We start from the raw sequence: 19626 nt of genomic DNA on the forward strand, positions 1-19626 counted from the left end.
ATAAAAAAATTAATTTTTTTATTTAGTCATCCCAATTTAAACTTCCACCGGTTTGATATTCCGTTACGCGGGTTTCAAAGAAATTCTTTTCCTTTTTCAAATCAATGATTTCACTCATCCAGGGTAAAGGGTTGCTAACACCAGGATATTGTTCAGGCAAACCAATTTGTGCGAGACGACGATTCCCGATGAAACGTAGATAATCCCACATCATGTTAGCATTCAATCCAAGAATGCCACGTGGCATGGTATCTAAAGCATATTGATATTCTAGATCGACACCTTCTTTGACGAGATCAATGACATAGCGTTTGAATTCTGGTGTCCATAAATGTGGATTTTCCAATTTAATTTGGTTGATGACATCGATACCAAAATTTAAATGCATCGATTCATCGCGCAAGATATATTGAAATTGTTCGGCTGTTCCGGTCATTTTATTGCGTCGCCCCATGCTTAGGATCTGTGAAAAACCGACATAGAAAAATATGCCTTCAAACACCACATAAAAAGCAATTAAATCGCGCAATAAACGTTGATCATTTTCGGGCGTGCCAGTACGAAAATTAGGATCGGCTAAGCTTTGCGTAAAAGGGAGTGCCCATTCGGTTTTTTTGGCTACGGTAGGTAATTCGCGATACATATTAAACAGGCGCGCTTCATCCATGCCTAAACTTTCTATGACATATTGATAGGCATGCGTGTGCAGAGCTTCTTCAAAAGCTTGTCTTAGTAAGTATTGTCGGCATTCTGGATTGGTAATATGGCGATAGACGGCTAAAACCAGATTATTCGCAACCAGAGAATCTGCGGTTGAAAAAAAACCTAGGCTGCGTTCTACGATCAAACGTTCATCTTCGCTTAATCCTTTTGCATCACGCCATAATGCGATATCAGCGGACATGTTAACTTCTTGTGGCATCCAATGATTAGCGCAGGCGGCTAAGTATTTTTCCCAGGCCCATTTATATTTAAATGGAACTAGCTGATTGAGATCAGCGCGACAGTTAATGATTTTCTTATCATCGACTTGCACGCGGGCTGCGCCTATTTCTAGTGTTTCTAGACCGGTAAAACCACCGGTTGCTTGTTCAGTAGTACTCATCGCTTTAGGATCCTCTTTAATATACTCTTCGCACTTGAATTTTTGTCGGTGTTGCCGCTCAATTCGCAATCCTCATGTATGTTATATACACTGCGGTTGCTTATTCTCACGGCGCCTTGACAAAAATCCCATTGCTGTGAGTTAGTAACTTTAATTTACAAAAAACCAGTTGGTTATTGACATGATTCGCAATCTGGGTCGAGTATCGAACAAACAGGGCCGCCGGCTGCGCTATCCATTTGCACTGAATTTAAGTGACTTTTCTCTAAGGTTGCCTTTTCAGTATGTGTAGCACCCATGGTCCGTAAATAGTAACTCGTTTTTAATCCTTTCAGCCAAATGTTTTTATAAAGTTCATCTAATCTTTTACCAGAAGCTTGCGCCATATAAAGATTTAACGATTGACTTTGATCTATCCATTTTTGTCGACGCGATCCGGCTTCAACTAGCCAATGTGTAGGGACTTCAAAAGCAGTCGCATACAGTTGTTTTAAGCTATCAGGAACCCGCTCAATTTTTTGTAAACTACCGTCATAGTATTTAAGGTCATTGAGCATAACGGCATCCCATAATCCCAATAATTTCAAATCTTTGACTAAATAGGGATTGATCACGGTAAACTCGCCGGACATATTGGATTTTACAAAAAGATTTTGATAGGTCGGCTCAATGGACTGTGAAACGCCACAGATATTGGAAATAGTGGCTGTCGGTGCAATGGCCATACAATTCGAGTTGCGCATACCATCTGTCATCACTTTTGTTCGCAATGTGTCCCAATCTAAACGAGTGGTTTGATCTTGATCTAAAAATTTACCACGGGTTTTTTGTAACCGTGCAATAGAATCTAAGGGTAGGATCCCTTGACTCCACAGAGATCCATTAAAGCTTTCATACGAACCACGCTCTTTGGCTAAATCACTGGAAGCTTCGATGGCGTAATAACTAATCGATTCCATGGAGTGATCGGCAAAAGTGATTGCAGCTTCTGAAGCATAGGGTAGTCGTAATTGATATAAAGCGTCTTGGAAACCCATCAGACCTAGACCGATAGGACGGTGTTTTAAGTTAGAACTACGTGCTTGAGGTACAGTGTAATAATTGATATCAATGACATTATCTAACATGCGAATGGCTGTGCGAATGGTACGACGCAATTTCGTTTGATCGATTTCGCCAGATTCGGTTAGATGTTGAGGTAGATTAATACTTCCTAAATTACAGACGGCTATTTCATCAATTGAGGTATTCAGCGTAATTTCAGTACATAAATTGGAGCTATGAATGGTTCCAACATGCTGTTGTGGTGAACGTAAGTTGCAAGGATCTTTAAATGTGATCCAAGGATGTCCGGTTTCAAATAATAAACTTAACATTTTTCGCCATAGATTAGCTGCGGGAATCGTTTTGAAATTTTTAATTTCACCGCGCGCGACTTTGGCTTCATAGGTTTGATATTTTTCTTCAAATTCTAGACCAAACGCATCATGTAAATCAGGAGTTTCATCGGGAGAAAATAAAGTCCAGTTCTCTCCTTGCATGAGTCGTTTCATAAACAAATCAGGTACCCAATTCGCGGTATTCATATCATGCGTACGACGTCGATCGTCACCGGTATTTTTTCGTAATTCTAAAAACTCTTCAATATCTAAATGCCATGTTTCTAAATAGGCGCAGACGGCACCTTTACGTTTACCACCTTGGTTAACGGCCACTGCAGAAGCATTAGCTACATTTAAAAAAGGTACGACCCCGAGTGACTTACCATTGGTGCCTTTAATTCGTGCGCCCATCGCTCGAACTGATGTCCAGTCATTGCCTAAACCACCCGCAAATTTTGAAAGTAAGGCATTATCTTTTATGGCACTATAAATTTGATTGAGATCATCGGGGATAGTTGTTAAGAAGCAACTTGAGAGTTGTGGGCGCAGAGTTCCAGCATTGAATAGAGTCGGTGTGGATGCCATATAATCAAAAGACGAAAGTAAATGATAAAATTCAATTGCTCGTTCTTCTTTGTTAGATTCTTGTTGCGCAAGTCCCATGGCAACGCGCATAAAGAAAGCTTGAGGCAATTCAAAACGGACATCATCGGCGTGTAAGAAGTAGCGATCGTATAAAGTTTGTAAACTTAGATAAGTAAATTTCTGATCGTGTTCAGGTAATAAAGCCTTACTTAATTTTTCTAAGTCAAAGGTTTGTAATTGCGGGTCCAATAATTCTAAGGCAATTCCGCGCTTGATATAGTGCTGGAAATAGTGATGATATACACCATGATTACTGATGTGGGTTGTAGTAGGTAGATCAAGAAAGTTTAATGCTTCTGTATATAATGTGCGTAATAAGAAACGTGCAGTGGCGTAGGTATAATTAGGATCTTGTTCGACAAGAGAACGTACGCTAATAATGAGTGCTTTATCAATTTCTGCGATAGGCATCCCATCATATAGATTACGTAAAGTTTCTTGTAAAATGAGTTCATGTTTTACTTCGCTTAAATCTTTACAGGTCTCCGTAATCAACAGGCTTAGTTGTATGAGATCGAGTGGACGCTGACTACCATCCGCTAAGGTTATTTGTAGTTGAATCTCAGATTCTGATTTTGTTTCTGCGCGCATTTTTCGTCGTTCTTCACGGTAAAGCACGTATGCGCGTGCGACTTGGTGAGCTTCCACCCGCATTAAAGCCAACTCAACCTGATCTTGTATGGCTTCAATAGGCAGTGTTCCGCCATTGGGGTGGCGTTGTTGTATGATGTTTGTGACTTGTTGCGTTAATTGCGATACCCGCTCATGGATACGGGTTGACAATGCGGCTTGTCCACCTTCTACAGCGAGAAAAGCTTTAGTAATTGCAATCCTAATTTTACTTTGATCGTAATTAACAAGTTTACCATTACGTTTTATAACTTGTAGTGTACAGATGGATTTACTATCTTGTTCTGCTTCAGCTTCAGGTAGTAGAATCTCGGCACTGTTAAGCAGAAGAGAAGAAGTCATTAGTTCGGATGAAAGTCCGCTCATGGATGCTCCTTAAAAAAGTTGTGAGGAATTATGTCTATGAAAATGATATAACACAATATCATGTGGTTTCTATACTATGCAACCACTATATGAAGTGAGTAAATATTTAGTAAGCTGTGAGTAAGTTGGGTAAAACATGTTAGTGTGCATACTTATTTTTCGTATGGGAGCCCACCGGAACTAGGTTTATGCATAGATGGTTAAATTTTTTGTATGATAGGCGTATTTTGTCGTTTTATAGGTAACTCGAGGTGATATGCAAGACATTTCTTTAGCAGAAGTTTCAAAGAGTATTTTTCGTGCCTACGATATTCGAGGCATCGTGGGTGAATCAATAACGCCTGATCTTATCTATACACTGGGAAAGACGATAGGGAGTGTAGCCCAAGAACAAGGCGAACAAACCATTATCACTGCACGAGATGGACGTTTGTCAGGACCTATTTTGATGGAGGCCTTACAGCAGGGATTACGTGAAAGCGGTTGTGATGTTATAGATATTGGGGAAGTCCCTAGTCCAGTTCTTTATTTTGCTACACGTTATTTGAATTATCGTTCGGGAGTGATGTTAACGGCGAGTCATAATCCCTCGAATTATAATGGTTTAAAGATAGTTATAGCAGGGAAAAGCTTGTCAGAAGGTGCTATTGATGAACTTTATTTACGTGTCCAAGCAGGTGGCTTTAAATTAGGAAAAGGGAATTATCAGCAAATATCTATTATCGACGCCTATCTCAATCGGATTACTCAAGATATTTGTTTAGCGCGTCCTTTACGGGTCGTACTTGATTGTGGAAATGGTGTAAGCGGCGTCGTTGCTCCCGAATTATTAAGGCGTTTGGGTTGTGAAGTGATTGAATTATTTTGTGATGTGGATGGCCATTTCCCGAATCATCATCCTGATCCCAGCGTGCCAGAGAATTTAAATGATTTAATTGCTAGCGTGAATCAGCATAAAGCAGATATTGGTCTCGCTTTAGATGGCGATGGTGATAGGTTGGGCGTGGTCACGAATCGAGGAGAAATTATTTGGCCTGATCGACAAATGATGTTGTATGCAATTGATGTATTATCACGTAATCCAGGCGCACTCATTATTTATGACATCAAATCGACCGGTCATTTAGCAAAGGTGATTGCCGAAAATGGCGGACAGTCTTTGATGTGGAAGACAGGGCATTCGATTATGAAAGCTAAATTAGAAGAAACAGGGGCATTATTGGCGGGCGAGATGAGCGGTCATATCTTTTTTAAAGAACGTTGGTATGGTTTTGATGATGGTTTATATACCGCTGCTCGGTTATTAGAAATTGTCGCGAAAAGTAAAAAAGATGTGAGTGAGCTGTTTGCAGAATTGCCGAATGGCATTAATACCCCTGAATTAAAATTGGCTATTGTTGAAGATAAAAAATTTGCCTTTATTCAAGCTTTTCAGAAAAATATTGATTTTCCAGGTGCAAAACTGAGTAAAATAGATGGTGTGCGCGCAGATTTTATTGATGGTTGGGGTTTAGTTCGTGCATCGAATACTGGGCCGTATTTAACATTACGGTTTGAAGCAGATAATTCAACCGCTTTAAAGCGTATCCAAACTCTATTTAGAAATGCTTTACTAGCGATGGATCCGCATCTGAAATTACCGTTTTAAATATACGCTTCACATTTGAATTTTTTAGCTGCGTTGCCTTAACTCGCAATCCTCATATAGGTAATATACACTCCGGTTGCTCCGTTTTCCGGCGCCTTGCTAAACCCCCAATTACTGTGAGTAAATATGCGTATTATTTCTTTCAATGTGAACGGCATTCGTTCTGCAACGCGGAAAGGCTTTTTTGATTGGCTAAAATATCAAAAAGCGGATGTGATTTGTTTACAGGAAACCAAAGCGCAAAAAAACCAATTAGATGCATCGCATTTTCCCAAAGAATACCAAGCTTATTTTTTTGATGCCGAAAAAAAAGGGTATAGTGGGGTAGCAATTTATAGTCGTGTTGAACCGGATTCAATAGCGGCGGGTTTAGGTTGGGAGTGCGCGGATAAAGAAGGTCGTTATCTACAACTCAATTTCCCTGGATTGAGTATTGCTTCTTTGTATATGCCTTCAGGTAGTAGTAGTGAATTACGACAAGAGTTTAAGTTTCAATTTTTAAATCAGTATTTGCCTATTTTGAAAAAACAACTCCAACATAAACAAGATTTTATTATTTGTGGAGATTGGAACATTGCGCATAAACCCATCGATTTAAAAAATTGGCGGAGCAATCAAAAAAATTCTGGTTTTTTACCAGAAGAACGAGCCTGGTTAGATCAAGTGTTGGGGCCTGTCGGTTATGTAGATGCTTTTCGCGCATTAAATCAACAGACAGAACAATATACTTGGTGGTCAAATCGCGGACGTGCCTGGGATAATAATGTCGGATGGAGGATTGATTACCAGATTATTACACCAGGACTCAAAAATAAAATTAAATCGGTTGAGATTTATAAAGATCAACGCTTTTCGGATCATGCCCCTTTAATTATTGACTATCTTATTTGAAACAACTTTTCCGGTTTATTTTCCCCCTCTCTATTTATTTTTTTGTTGATTTCTGATAAAAGAATATAGTATTTATTTTTGCTAAATAAATATATTTTATTTGTTTTTAATAGCTATTAATTTGAAAATTAAATGCTATAAAAGCACGCATATTTTCCCTTCTGGGAGAAATGTTGACTTCATAATAAAAAGGAACTTTATTTATGTTATCCCCCACGGCTGATATTAATCCCACTGAAAATCGACTCGAAGTAGCCTTTAAAAAAGGCGACTATGACCATTACTTAACTTACGAAGATATCGCGGATATTGCACGCCTTCACTACGCCGATTATGGACCGAGCGATACAACCGATTCATACAGAGCCTTTGAAATTATTGGTTCACCGGGGCAACTGCGTAGAGCGCTGCAACTGTTTGTGACAAAAGCTAACCAAGTCCCGTATGCCCGCTTAAGCTTAATCGTTAATATAGTACAATTACACTGGGTTAGTTTGGTCGTGGTTAGTCACCACAAAAACTATGCGGCGCGTTATGGGGAGGAAGGGTGTAGTTTTGACAAAACTTAGTTTGCCTAATCGTTAGACCATTCGGTAATTTGCTCATTTTAGGATTATCTTTCTCCGTCTTTAAACTTTTAATTATCCTACGGTTTTTTTTGATTTGCGAATGGCTAGCACAGTGTAAGTTTGAATTACAGGCCGCTGAACAACGAGTAGTTAAGGGTATTACACGAATCTCATCGATGGCTAAGCCGTTAACTTTTCTTTTCAAACCAGTACCTAAAGCTTCTTTTAATCAACAGGAGGATCGACCAAGTCTTCAGTATGCAGGTGCATAAAGAGGGATAATTTTATAAAATTTAAGGTCGTTACTTTTATTCATAATATTAAATTTTGAATATTAATAACTGTTAAATTAAAATGTTATTGTAAACGTACGGCTTTTACGGCAACATAGCCGATATTAATGCGTGAAAGAGTTAAGCTTAGGTAAATTATGGCCAAAGAAGATCAGATAGTGATGGAAGGTACGGTTGTTGAGACTTTACCTAATACCTTATTTAGGGTGGAATTGGAAAATGGGCATGTTATTAATGCCCATATTTCTGGACGTATGCGAAAAAGCTATATCCGTGTCCTTACTGGCGATAAGGTGAAAGTTGAAATGACACCCTATGATCTGAGCAAGGGCCGTATTATTTTTCGTGGTAAAGGGTCCGAGCCGGATAAATCTAAGCCTAGCTAATAGGTGCTTGAGTTAGATTTTTATTCTGTGCAGGAGGCGTAATAATGCCCCTTTTTTCAGAAATTATTAATTGTAACTCATCATCGATACTTGTTAATACCAATTGACCGCCGTGCACCAAACGCCCAAAGAGTAGTTCATCAGCGATTGGTTTTTTGATCCTTTCTTGAATGAGTCGCATCATCGGGCGTGCCCCCATGTTTCTATCATAACCGTGCTTAGCTAACCAAACACGAGCAGGTTTGTCCACCGTTAAAGTGACATGTTTCTTTTCAAGTTGAGCTTCTAACTCCAATAAATACTTATCAACTACCTGCGAGACGATAGATGCATTTAAATAATTAAAATAGATAGTTGCATCCAAGCGATTGCGAAATTCAGGAGAGAATATTCGTTTGATAGCCTCTGAATTTTCAGCTTGATTCAAGTTGGGTGTAAAACCTATTTCTTGTCGACTAAACTGTTCTGCTCCTGCATTACTAGTCATTACCAAAATAATATGACTAAAATCGGTCTTTCTACCATTGGTATCAGTTAAGTTACCATGATCCATGACTTGTAATAAAAGATTAAAAATATCTGGATGTGCTTTTTCAATTTCATCCAATAATAAAACAGCGTGAGGATGTTTAGTCACTGCTTCGGTCAGTAAACCGCCTTGATCATAACCAATATAACCAGGAGGAGCCCCTATTAGACGAGACACACTATGTCTTTCCATATATTCAGACATATCAAAACGCAGTAATTCGATGCCCATAAGTTCTGCAAGTTGACGTGTAACTTCCGTTTTGCCCACACCCGTTGGTCCTGCGAACAGAAAAGAGCCGATAGTTTTATTGGTTTCTCTTAAACCAGAGCGTGTCAATTTCATGGCTGCACAAAGATTTTCAATTGCCATATCTTGGCCAAATACGCGTGCTTTAAGTTTTGTTTCTAAGTGACGCAAGCGACTTTTATCTGAGGCAGAAACATTTCGTGTAGGAATGCGTACCATCTTCGCTACAATTGCTTCAATTTCATGGATACCGATAACTTGTTTTCTTTTATGACGGGGCCGTAAGGCCTGATAAGCGCCGGCTTCGTCAACGATATCAATCGCTTTGTCCGGTAAGAAACGATCCGGTAAATAACGCGCTGCAAGTTCTACGCTGGCACGTAAAGCAGTCATACGATATTTGACGTGATGGTGTTCTTCCAGTCTATCGCGCAATCCGCGTAAAATAGCAATCGTTTCTTCTAAATTGGGTTCAGGGACATCGATTTTTTGGAAACGTCGGGCTAAAGCACGATCTTTTTCAAAAATACTACGATATTCTTGATAAGTCGTTGCGCCGATACATTTTAATTCACCGGTTGTGAGTAAAGGTTTAATTAAGTTAGAAGCATCCATCACGCCACCGGAGGCAGCGCCAGCGCCAATAACGACATGAATCTCATCAATAAAGAGAACTGATTGAGGTTCTTGTTTAAGTTGCGCTAACAATGCCTTAAATCTTTTTTCAAAATCGCCACGATATTTGGTCCCAGCTAATAAACTACCGAGATCTAAAGAATAAATGGTGCTGTTAGCTAGAACAGAGGGAACTCTTTTTTCAATTATTGCTTTGGCGAGCCCTTCTACAATCGCTGTTTTACCGACACCGGCTTCACCCACTAATAAAGGATTATTTTTACGACGGCGACAAAGAATTTGAATAACACGCGCTAATTCTTCTTCGCGACCAATCAAGGGATCAATTTTTCCAAGACGTGCTTTGCTATTTAAATTAATCGCATAAAGCTCTAAAGGACTATTACCAGGACCTTCTATAGTGACTTCTTCTTCAGTTACAAACTGATTTAACTTTGGCTCTAAATTATCTTGTAATTTAGGTAGCCCTTGAGATATATAATTCGATATATCTGAGCGGGTTACATTTTCACGACGTAAAAAATAAATAGCTTGACTATCTTGCTCACCGAAGATAGCAGCTAAGATGTTAACGCCATGTACTTGGGTTTTCCCGCTGGATTGCACTTGAAAAATAGCACGTTGTAAAACGCGTTGAAACCCTAGTGTGGGTTGTATATCGAGATTAGGATCAGCAGAAGGAAACAAAGGTGTTGTTGCCGCAATAAAATTACTAATTTCATTTTTAAGTCGATTTAAATTCGCTCCGCACGCTTTCAATGCGGCAACGGCAGACGGTTCATCTAAAAGCGCTAACAATAGATGTTCAACCGTTAAATATTCATAACGTTTTTCACGGGCTTGTTTAAATATTGAATTTAAACTAACTTCAAGCTCTTTGCTAAACATGGTAGCCCTCCTTTTCGAATCGCATAAAAATCCGTGACTTCTCGCATAAAGGCGAGTTTCACTGTTGTTATACAAGCTGGGTAGTCCATGTTGAAAAAATTATTTCCCTTTAATTTCAGCCTAGTCGAAATTTAGGGATTTGCGAGTTTGCTTAAAATTAAGCCTTTTAAATGCAGGTCAAGGTAGGGTATCTTTTTTTGATGCTTTGCTGATGTTTTTGTAGGAAATGCAAGATACTAAAACGAAAGTGTTAAGAGGAAAATTTCAATTTTCCTCTTAATTTAGTCAAGACTTATAAAATAGTTTATTTTATAAGCTTGTAATAGAGGCCAAGGTTTGTTTATTGCACATATGATCGACGATAGATTGAGCAAAATCAGAGCAACTTACTTCTTTGGCATCGTTCATTAAACGAGCAAAATCATACGTCACTGTTTTGGCTTGTATGGCTGCTTCCATGCCCGATATGATGCGATCAGCGGCTTCATTCCAACCCAAATGGCGTAACATCATTTCTGCTGATAGGATCAGCGATCCGGGATTGACCTTATTTTGTCCTGCATACTTAGGCGCTGTGCCATGGGTTGCTTCAAACATGGCTACTTTGTCACTGAGGTTTGCGCCAGGAGCAATACCGATCCCACCGACTTGTGCGGCTAAAGCGTCTGAAACATAATCTCCATTCAGATTTAATGTTGCAATGACACTATATTCAGCGGGACGCAATAGAATTTGCTGTAAAAAAGCATCAGCGATAAAATCTTTAATAATGATTTCTTTTCCTGTTTTTGGATTTTTTAGGCGCATCCACGGTCCTCCATCGAGCAGTTCTGCACCAAATTGATCCTTTGCTAGGCTATAACCCCAATCTTTAAAAGCGCCTTCGGTGAATTTCATGATATTGCCTTTATGTACTAAGGTTATTGAAGGCAAATCTTGATCTATTGCGTATTGAATCGCGCGTTTGACTAAACGCTGTGTGCCTTCTTTCGATACTGGCTTAATACCGATGCCGCAATGTTCAGGAAAACGAATTTTTTTAACATTCATGTCATGTTGCAAGAAAGCAATTAATTTTTTGGCCTCTTTGCTATCGGCTTCCCATTCTATCCCTGCATAAATATCCTCAGAGTTTTCTCTAAAAATGACCATGTTGACTTTTTCAGGTTCGCGAACCGGGCTAGGGACACCTTTAAAATAGCGCACCGGGCGCAGACAAACATACAGATCCAATTGTTGGCGCAATGCCACATTTAAGGAACGAATTCCGCCGCCTACCGGTGTAGTCAGTGGACCTTTGATAGAAACTACATAATCGCGCACCGCAGAAAGTGTTTCTTCGGGTAACCAAACATCCGATCCATAAACCTGAGTTGCTTTTTCTCCAGCAAAAATTTCCATCCAAGCAATTCGACGTTTATCGCCATAAGCGTTGCTAATAGCCGCATCGACGACAAGTCGCATTGCGGGGGTGATATCCACGCCGATACCATCACCTTCAATAAAAGGAATGATCGGTTGGTTGGGTACATTTAATGAATAATCCGGATTAACCGTTATTTTCTCGCCAGAACTTGGAATCTGAATATGTTGGTAGGACATGCGCGTACTCCGCTTTTTATTGAGATCGAATAAGATATTAGTTCGATCCTAATTTTACCGGATTTTATTCGTTTGAGCGAGTTAAAACGTGAAATTTAATGGAATTTTAACAGTATATTTTTATGGTTGCGATACTTTAAAATGATTATTATTGGTTTGCTGTTCTTGGCAGTGAGTTTGTATAAATTGTAATAAATGGTTGTAAATAATTTCTGAATGTATGGAAGCTGCTGCTCTATGCTTCACTAAACACAGGATATGTTCTTGGAGTGTCGTATTCAATAATTCGACTGAAACTGATCTAGTTTGTTTTGGTTGTTGAAAAAAACCGTTGGTTGGATATTTTGGGTCAGCAGCAATAATCTTTTCAAGATGATTAATCAGCCGATTAATTTTATCTTGAAGGATATGCCCCTCAGGACCTGATATTTCAGCAAACTGTTTGGAAATAGTTAATATTCTCTTATATTCCTTATGAAGTTGATTTTTACTTCCAGGTAAAAAAGTATCCTTTTGCCATTTCTCGTTTTCATCGCAAATATGAAATTTAACAAGCTCACGCAAAAGATTTGCGTAAAATAAGCTTTCATTCGGTTTATCAGTATTGTGTATTATTTCTTCAATTTTATTAAAATTATTTGAAGAATTTTGTTTGTTAATTATTTGTGGGATGAGATTTAAAAAATTCGTTGCCATAGCATCAAGATTAAAAGCTTCAAGGCCGTAATAATAATCCATAGTTTCTTCTATAAATAAACTTTGTAGATCCTTAGCTTCCAGAATAGCTGTTGAGTAGGTGGGGTAGGCTTCAGCTCTTTTTTGTGAACTAATTGTTTTTAGAGTTCTCTGGTTAGAGAGTAATAATAAGTTTAATTTCTTATCTATATTTTCGAATTGTGCAATATCAACCGCATTTTTATTGGATGTTAAGCCGGTTAATTCTTTTGCGATAGTTAACCAGGAAAGTTGGGTTAATAAGGTGTGATTTGAACTATCTTTAGAAGAAACTTGAAGTTGCTGACTGAGATCAAAAAATAATCGGGCATAAAATCTATATGAATTCTCAATAGATGCTTTATTGAGAATGTTTTTGAAGTGTTTTTCCGTTTGCTGTAATTTTTTCTCTTCTAATTTTAATAGGTCATTAATTGGGACTTTTACTTTGCTTGGGGAGATGTATGATTTTTTACCAATTGAACTTTCATGGTTAGTCAGGTCATTAGATGGTTGAGGCGGGTTGTTAACACTTTCTGTGGTAGTAATCTTTTTTTTCTTAAGATTAGATGCCTCTGAGGGATCGAAAGATTTTCGCTTGGCTGGTTTTTTTATTTTAGAAAAATCATCTAATTCATCTTGAATATCTTTTATGCGTTGCCTTGTGAAGGTTGCATCTTCTTGTTGATTCAATTGCACATAAAACTTAAAGGACTTTTCCAAGCATGCTATAATAGTAGAAAGTAAATTCTTTTTATGAACATAGTCATACTTATCAGTAATTTTAGATAAATTTTCTGATTCCTTAATTAATGTTTCAGCAAAATTGTAAAAATAAGTCGCTTTAAGCTGTAATGTAAATTTTTTATGCCAGGCAAGTAAATAATCGTCTATTCTCTTGCATAGATCGCGAAAATCTTTGCGTAAATCTTTATTAGTAATTTTTTCGATACAAAGCTTAAATTTTTCATTCTCGGACCCTAAAGCTGTCAAGGATTCGGTAAGTTCTTTTAACTTTTTATTATTGCTTAATACAACATCCTCATTTGTTGGATTTTGGGGGATATCATTAAACTGAGATTGAATGTTACCGAGCCAAGCTTCTAAATAATAAGATTCGAGTAAATTGCTAATATTATTTTTTTTTCGATTATGCTCAATTAATTCCATAATCTCTACATATTTCCGTCCGCAATTTTTAAAGCTTATATTCTTCTCATGGGGATTGTCCCAGCTCTTCAATGCATCGTTAAATTCGCGATTAGCGGCTTCTAGGAAATTGTGTAAATGTAGCTCTATTTTGGCTATTTTTGTTTTCATGGAATCCATTTTCTTAAAGCTTAGTTAATTAAATACTAACAATAAAAACTTAAATATTTATTAAGCACACTATAAAAAATTGAGAGATTTTCTGAGGAATGACGATTATTTAATAAAGAAAAAAAGCAATAAATTTGTGTGAATAATAAAATTTTTACAGTTCACAATCTTACTTTAGCTAAATGTCCCCCAGTTTAGGATGTTAAAAATATTTAGCTAATGTTGAGTCATAAGAAATTTAAGTGGTTTTTAATTTGATATTTTGTTTGTGCATCTGATAACCTATATAAATTTGTGAAAGTAATATTTTAAACATCGAGTCTAGATCGAATGCCTTTTCTTCTTAGCAAAGGCTTTCTCTGATAATGACATGAAAATTTTTAAAATTTATGACTTTTAAATCTCAAAGGGATCTTTTGGAACGATAATTTTGCATAATGATCCGATGAATCAAAAAAGTTCATTTGTTTAGCCATTGCAGATATTTATTTTTTCAATAATCCCATTATACAACTTTTATCGTAGAGCCGTATTTAATAAGATTTTAATGTTTACAAAGTAAAATATAATTTTATGTCTTAAGAGTAGTGTATGCAGGTACCTCCCTCCATAATAAATCCGGATTCATTAGGAAAGCCATGCGAAGATGTGCTTAAAATTTTAAATTATTTTACTGATTTTATTTGCAACATAAAGGCTAATGTTACAGATTCTCCCCATTTTAAAGAAGACGCAATTAAGGTTATTAATTGTCTAAAATTTATCAAGATCAACTTAGAGTTTATTGGTTATGTCGTTGAAAACCGAACAGATTCTCGACTTTACCGGGATAAGACCGATAAAGCAAAAGGAGTTATTCGAGACTTTTATGGCACAAGTTTCCATGTAAATTCTTACTGTACTAGTGTTGACGCTCAATCTGCATTAGAAAACTTAGTTCTACAGATTGAAAACGCTATAACAGCCATGAGAAAAGTTGGTAAATTAGAAGCTTTTTGTCGTGAATTGCAATTTGATAAAGATACCGGTTGTATTGAGGCTCGTACGGCAAAAGCACTTTCATTTGCAGCTGCTTGCTTGAGTAGTTCTTCTCATCATTTAGATCAGTTAATGGAGCAATGTCAATTTATTCCCGAAGATGATGCTACAAAGATGCTAGAAAAATCAATCAATTTTTTTAAACCTTATATTGGACAAGCATGTATCTGGCAAAATAAAGATTATATTATCGATGAAAGCTTAATTAGGCAGTATTTAACTGAAGTTTTTGGCATCGAGTTTCCTGCCAAAGAAATTGAAATCATTAAAAATTTATTTGAGGGATTTACTCTTATTGAAAAAGCAGAATATTTAAAATCGCCACTTACAATAGAATCTTTTGAAGCCTATCTTTTTTTATTAGAAGAAATAGAAAAAATGAACGAAATGGAGCAGGTTAATTTAAAGATGAGAGAAAAGCTTCATTTTTTTAATGCAAATATTGGGATATATTTCTGTACATTTGCTTTTACTTCGATAATTCTTTCAATAGCGATAGCAGGAATAGCGGCAATAGCAATAGGGTCAGTTTTTATGCCTTGGTTGCTATTAGGACTCATCATTACTTCAGGTTTAGGTTGTATAGGTCTTTATTTTATATGGTTGATGGGAGAAGAACCAAATTTATCCATAGTGTTACTTATTATGATGGCTGCCCCGGTGATAGGCATTGTATTAGCAGGAGCAATAACAGGAGTGATACTAGATTTTATAGTTAGTGTAATCACTTCCTTTGGAATTTTTATTTCCAATAAGGAAATTTTTTTATTTAAAAAACATCAGGACTTTGTTATTAACAAAAATCTATTGTTAACGCGATATATTGATGACTATTTTGAAGGTAAAGACAATAAATTATCTGTAAAATTAATTAGTTTATTCAATGAGTATCTAACTCAAAAAGGTGAATTAACAGAAAAAGAATCGGCTTTTTTACAAGTTATAAATAAGGAATATATTTATTATCCTGAGATTAATATAGATGAAATTTGGAGAGAAGGGGTAAAATCTTGGCATCATTATCGTTATTTACGACAAAATAATAGTCCCGATATTCTATTCGTAATAAGTGATTTATTGTGTAGTAATCGATTATTTGAAGGATCGCTTACTGCTTTAAATGAGAGTTCAATTGCACAAATAAGAGCAAATTTTACCATAGTAGAGGAAACTATTTTAAATAATGAAGCCTTAGCTAAGGTAATTAAACCAAAAGATTGGCAATTATTTATCGAACAATTGCAAGATTTAAATTATCGTGCTCTTTTGCGTAAACCTGTTTCAAATCAGATTTCTTGTCCAACTTATAAGTTTGTCCACTGCACAGGGGAAATAGTACCTTACCAAGGAAAAAGATGTCCAAAGGAAGAATATACGCATACCAAGAAAACATCGACTACCTTAATTTCTTCAAAAAAAAATACACAACTTTTTGGAGCACACCATAATATCCCATCTAATTTGGTAGGTTTGTTGTTTCATCAAGGAAAATGTAAGGTTAAAGCCAGACTCCTTAAAGATTCAGGGACTTATCAGCATGCTTGGATAGGTAATGAGGAAGCTGTAAAAAGTTATAGTGCTTGTATGCAAGCAATTAATGAAATTGATGAAATTTCATTCAAAGATAAAATTCAAAATACAACACGAACCAATGAAGTACTAGCAAAATTGAATAAAGAGGCATTATTGGCCATTGTGATAGCAGGGCGGGATACAACAGAAGCACGTCAATTAGGTATCTCAAGACAATGTGAGATTAAAAATAAATTTTCTATCGTTCTACCTATTATCTTTTATGATTCCTCACAGAAATCTATAAAGCCTTATGAATGGGAAAAAAATACACTGGATTTGAATGAGCGCAAAAAACTTAATCTGAAGAACCTTAACTATGAGTGTTTAAATAGGAATTGGAAACACGGCTTTTTTCATAGTGCTGTTTTTCCAAGTAAACAGCCTAAACTGGTTAAATTTTTTACTTCTAAAATAAAAAAATTAGAGCTAGATGAAGAAAATAATTATTTTAGCTGGGCTAAAGTGGAACAAGAAATAAAAGATAAACTTATTAAAAAATGTAATCAGAATAAATTTTTTAGAATCTTAAAAGGACGTTCAGACGATACTACCCTATTCTATCAGGATATGTTGAATAAATTAAGATCATAAGAACTTTAAAAGTAAGTTCTGTTTGCTTATTTCTGAATAAAACGATGGTCATTATTATGCTTTGTAAAGTTCTTTTGCTAGAATCGCGTTAAAATCAAGAAGCCATTCATAAGTGGTTATCGCTAAATAATCAGCTTAAATCAAGCATAAAAGTTTGTTTTCTCGCTAAACTTGAAAAACCCATTCGCCTATTCTACACAGATGTGTATATACTTTAAATTTAGAACTAATTGAGTAAGAAATGTTAGGTGATTTTTCTTTAGGCCAAAAAATAATACTCTGGGTGATACCCTTACTCTTCGCTATTACCGTGCATGAGACCGCACATGGTTGGGTTGCTTCGAAATGCGGAGACCCAACGGCTAAATTATTAGGTCGTTTAACCTTGAACCCTCTGAAGCATATCGATCCTATAGGTACAATTATTGTACCCGCCATTCTTTTTTCCCTCGGTGGTTTTATATTTGGGTGGGCTAAGCCCGTGCCCATAACTTGGCAAAATCTAAGAAATCCGCGACGTGATATGGCTTTAGTGGCTGCGGCAGGTCCTTTAGCGAATCTATTTATGGCCTTTTTATGGGTGGGCATCGCCAAAGTGGCGATGGCATTCGATAATTCCCCAATTATTTATATGGCCCAGATTGGCGTGACAATAAATTTGGTATTAATGTTATTAAATCTGATTCCAATCCCGCCTCTCGATGGCAGTCGTGTGGTGGCGAGTTTTTTGTCACCGAAAATGGCTTATCAGTTCAATAAATTAGAGGTGTATGGTTTTCTTATTTTAGTGCTGTTATTAGCCAGTGGTATTTTAGGCAGGGTCTTAGGGCCGCTATTACAAGGATTATTATCGGTTTTCTTTAGATTTTTTGGTTTATAACGATTACACTGGCGCTATGACAGAACACAATCTTGCTACAACATTGGCCGATGCGCCTATTGCCACTGTACGTGGCCAACCGTTGATTCAGTTGCCTAGTGATCTATATATCCCACCCCAAGCCCTAGAAGTACTTTTAGAGGCGTTTACAGGGCCTTTAGATTTACTTTTATATCTAATAAAAAAGCAAAATTTTGATATTTTAGATATTCCGGTTGCCGAAATAACACGTCAATATATGCAATATATTGAATTGATGCAGGTATTGGAAATTGAATTAGCTGCAGAATATTTGGTCATGGCGGCCATATTGACTGAAATTAAATCACGATTACTTTTACCTAAGCCTGCTGAAACACCAACCAATGATGATGAAATGGATCCGCGTGCTGAGCTCATTCGGCGTTTACAGGAGTATGAACGGACTAAACAAGCCGCACAAAGACTAGAAGAATTGCCACGTTTAGGCCGGGATGTTTTTTTAGCGATGGCTGAAGCAGGCCTGCCACTTGCCTCGGCAGAAAACCCTAGACAAGTCCCGCTCTTAGCTTTAGAGGAATTGGTAGAGGCTTTCCAAGCGGTTTTAGCTAGAGCTGCTTTAAAGAAACATCATGCCATTACTGAAGAACCGTTGTCGATTAAGGATCGGATGTCGCAAATTTTGCAGAAAATGACAATTCAAACCACTATTAAGTTTACGGAGTTGTTTAAATGTGAAGAAGGTCGCATGGGGGTTGTAGTGACTTTTATGGCTTTATTAGAATTATGGCGACAATCCTTAATTGAACTTTCACAAACCCAGCCTTTTGCAGAGATTGAAGTGCGAGGGGTATGATGTTTCAAAATAAAACAATAATAATAACAGGCGGAGCATCAGGAATAGGCGCGGCAACAGTTACGTTATTTAGTCGTGCAGGAGCGAACGTTTACATACTCGATAAAAAAAAGCTGATAGATGATTCATCATTGTCGATTCATTATTTAGAATGTGATGTTTCGAATGCTAAGCAGGTTAAGTCGGCTTTTTATACCATTCTTCAGAAAAATCCAACGATTGATTATCTTTTTTGTAATGCCGGTATACATTTATTCGCCAATATCGAAGAAAGTTCTTATGAAGCGATGCAAAAAGTTTTTGCAACCAATTTATTAGGTACGATTTATTGTTTGCAGCAAGTATTACCTAGCATGAAACAACAAAGATTTGGATCGATCGTTTTAATGGCTTCGGATCAAGCGTTTATTGCCAAAGAACAATGTGCGATTTATGGAGCTAGCAAAGCCGCTATTGCTCAATTAGCTAAAAGTACCGCACTAGATTATGCACAATATGGAATCCGCGTTAATTGTGTTTGTCCCGGCACGATCGATACGCCGATGTACCAAGCTGTTTTAGAACAATTTCAGCAAAAAAATGGCTTAAGTGTGTCATCAATTCGAGATCAGGTCGCAGAAAAATTACCCTTGCGACGCGTGGGAAAATCTGAGGAGGTGGCGCAAGTGGTTAGTTTCTTATGCAGTGAAGCCGCTTCTTTTATGACGGGTGCATTAGTTAATGTCGATGGCGGCTATACTATTCAGTAAAAATACTCTTCGCACTTGAATTTTTGACTGTGTTGCCGCTCAATTCGCAATCCTCATGTATATTGCATACACTCCGGTTGCTTATTTTCGCGTCGCCTTGTCAAA

General features: G+C 37.1%; 13 protein-coding genes. 8 read left to right on the forward strand and 5 right to left on the reverse strand.

Features of this window, described 5'->3' with window-relative positions; all coding sequences use genetic code 11:
- Positions 1 to 22: 22 nt before the first annotated feature.
- A complete protein-coding gene (locus AAHI99_RS01485) occupies positions 23 to 1105 on the reverse strand; it encodes a ribonucleotide-diphosphate reductase subunit beta (RefSeq protein ID WP_342227920.1) in 1083 nt (360 codons plus the stop codon).
- 173 nt (positions 1106 to 1278) lie between these two features.
- Positions 1279 to 4128 carry a ribonucleoside-diphosphate reductase subunit alpha gene (locus tag AAHI99_RS01490; RefSeq protein ID WP_342227921.1) on the reverse strand — a complete coding sequence of 950 codons (2850 nt, stop codon included), beginning with the start codon at positions 4126 to 4128 and terminating at the stop codon, positions 1279 to 1281.
- Positions 4129 to 4384: 256 nt separating this feature from the next.
- Between AAHI99_RS01490 and AAHI99_RS01495 the strand changes: the two genes are divergently transcribed.
- The 4 genes from AAHI99_RS01495 to infA all read left to right on the forward strand — a co-directional run bounded on the left by AAHI99_RS01495 (position 4385) and on the right by infA (position 7915).
- Positions 4385 to 5776, forward strand: a complete 1392-nt coding sequence (locus AAHI99_RS01495; RefSeq protein WP_342227922.1) for a phosphomannomutase/phosphoglucomutase — start codon at positions 4385 to 4387, stop codon at positions 5774 to 5776.
- Positions 5777 to 5902: 126 nt separating this feature from the next.
- Positions 5903 to 6667, forward strand: a complete 765-nt coding sequence (locus AAHI99_RS01500; RefSeq protein WP_342227923.1) for an exodeoxyribonuclease III — start codon at positions 5903 to 5905, stop codon at positions 6665 to 6667.
- A gap of 203 nt (positions 6668 to 6870) precedes the next feature.
- Positions 6871 to 7236, forward strand: coding sequence for a hypothetical protein (locus tag AAHI99_RS01505; protein ID WP_342227924.1), 366 nt, complete (start codon positions 6871 to 6873; stop codon positions 7234 to 7236).
- 430 nt (positions 7237 to 7666) lie between these two features.
- A complete protein-coding gene (gene infA / locus AAHI99_RS01510; RefSeq protein ID WP_339050938.1) occupies positions 7667 to 7915 on the forward strand; it encodes a translation initiation factor IF-1 in 249 nt (82 codons plus the stop codon).
- Here infA and clpA read toward each other — a convergent pair.
- The 3 genes from clpA to AAHI99_RS01525 form a co-directional block, all read right to left on the reverse strand.
- Entirely contained in the window at positions 7908 to 10217 is a 2310-nt protein-coding gene (gene clpA / locus AAHI99_RS01515) for an ATP-dependent Clp protease ATP-binding subunit ClpA (protein ID WP_342227925.1), read from the reverse strand. The two genes, infA and clpA, sit on opposite strands and share 8 nt — an antisense overlap.
- A 309-nt stretch (positions 10218 to 10526) precedes the next feature.
- A complete protein-coding gene (icd, locus tag AAHI99_RS01520) occupies positions 10527 to 11819 on the reverse strand; it encodes an NADP-dependent isocitrate dehydrogenase (RefSeq protein WP_342227926.1) in 1293 nt (430 codons plus the stop codon).
- Between the two features lie 120 nt (positions 11820 to 11939).
- Positions 11940 to 13853: a hypothetical protein gene (locus AAHI99_RS01525; protein WP_342227927.1), complete on the reverse strand. Its 1914-nt coding sequence runs from the start codon at positions 13851 to 13853 to the stop codon at positions 11940 to 11942.
- A gap of 648 nt (positions 13854 to 14501) precedes the next feature.
- Here AAHI99_RS01525 and AAHI99_RS01530 point away from each other — a divergent pair.
- The 4 genes from AAHI99_RS01530 (at position 14502) to AAHI99_RS01545 (ending at position 19521) form a co-directional block, all read left to right on the forward strand.
- The gene (locus AAHI99_RS01530) at positions 14502 to 17057 is read left to right on the forward strand and encodes a hypothetical protein (protein WP_342227928.1); all 2556 of its coding nucleotides are present in this window, start codon (positions 14502 to 14504) and stop codon (positions 17055 to 17057) included.
- 241 nt (positions 17058 to 17298) lie between these two features.
- Positions 17299 to 17937, forward strand: coding sequence for a site-2 protease family protein (locus tag AAHI99_RS01535; protein ID WP_342227929.1), 639 nt, complete (start codon positions 17299 to 17301; stop codon positions 17935 to 17937).
- Positions 17938 to 17953: 16 nt separating this feature from the next.
- On the forward strand, positions 17954 to 18772 hold the full coding sequence (locus AAHI99_RS01540; protein WP_342227930.1) for a ScpA family protein: 819 nt from the start codon (positions 17954 to 17956) through the stop codon (positions 18770 to 18772).
- The gene (locus AAHI99_RS01545) at positions 18769 to 19521 is read left to right on the forward strand and encodes an SDR family oxidoreductase (protein WP_342227931.1); all 753 of its coding nucleotides are present in this window, start codon (positions 18769 to 18771) and stop codon (positions 19519 to 19521) included. The genes AAHI99_RS01540 and AAHI99_RS01545 overlap by 4 nt, the downstream gene beginning before the upstream one ends.
- Positions 19522 to 19626 lie beyond the last annotated feature (105 nt).

The organism is Rickettsiella endosymbiont of Rhagonycha lignosa (assembly GCF_964031165.1).
GTDB lineage: Bacteria > Pseudomonadota > Gammaproteobacteria > Diplorickettsiales > Diplorickettsiaceae > Aquirickettsiella.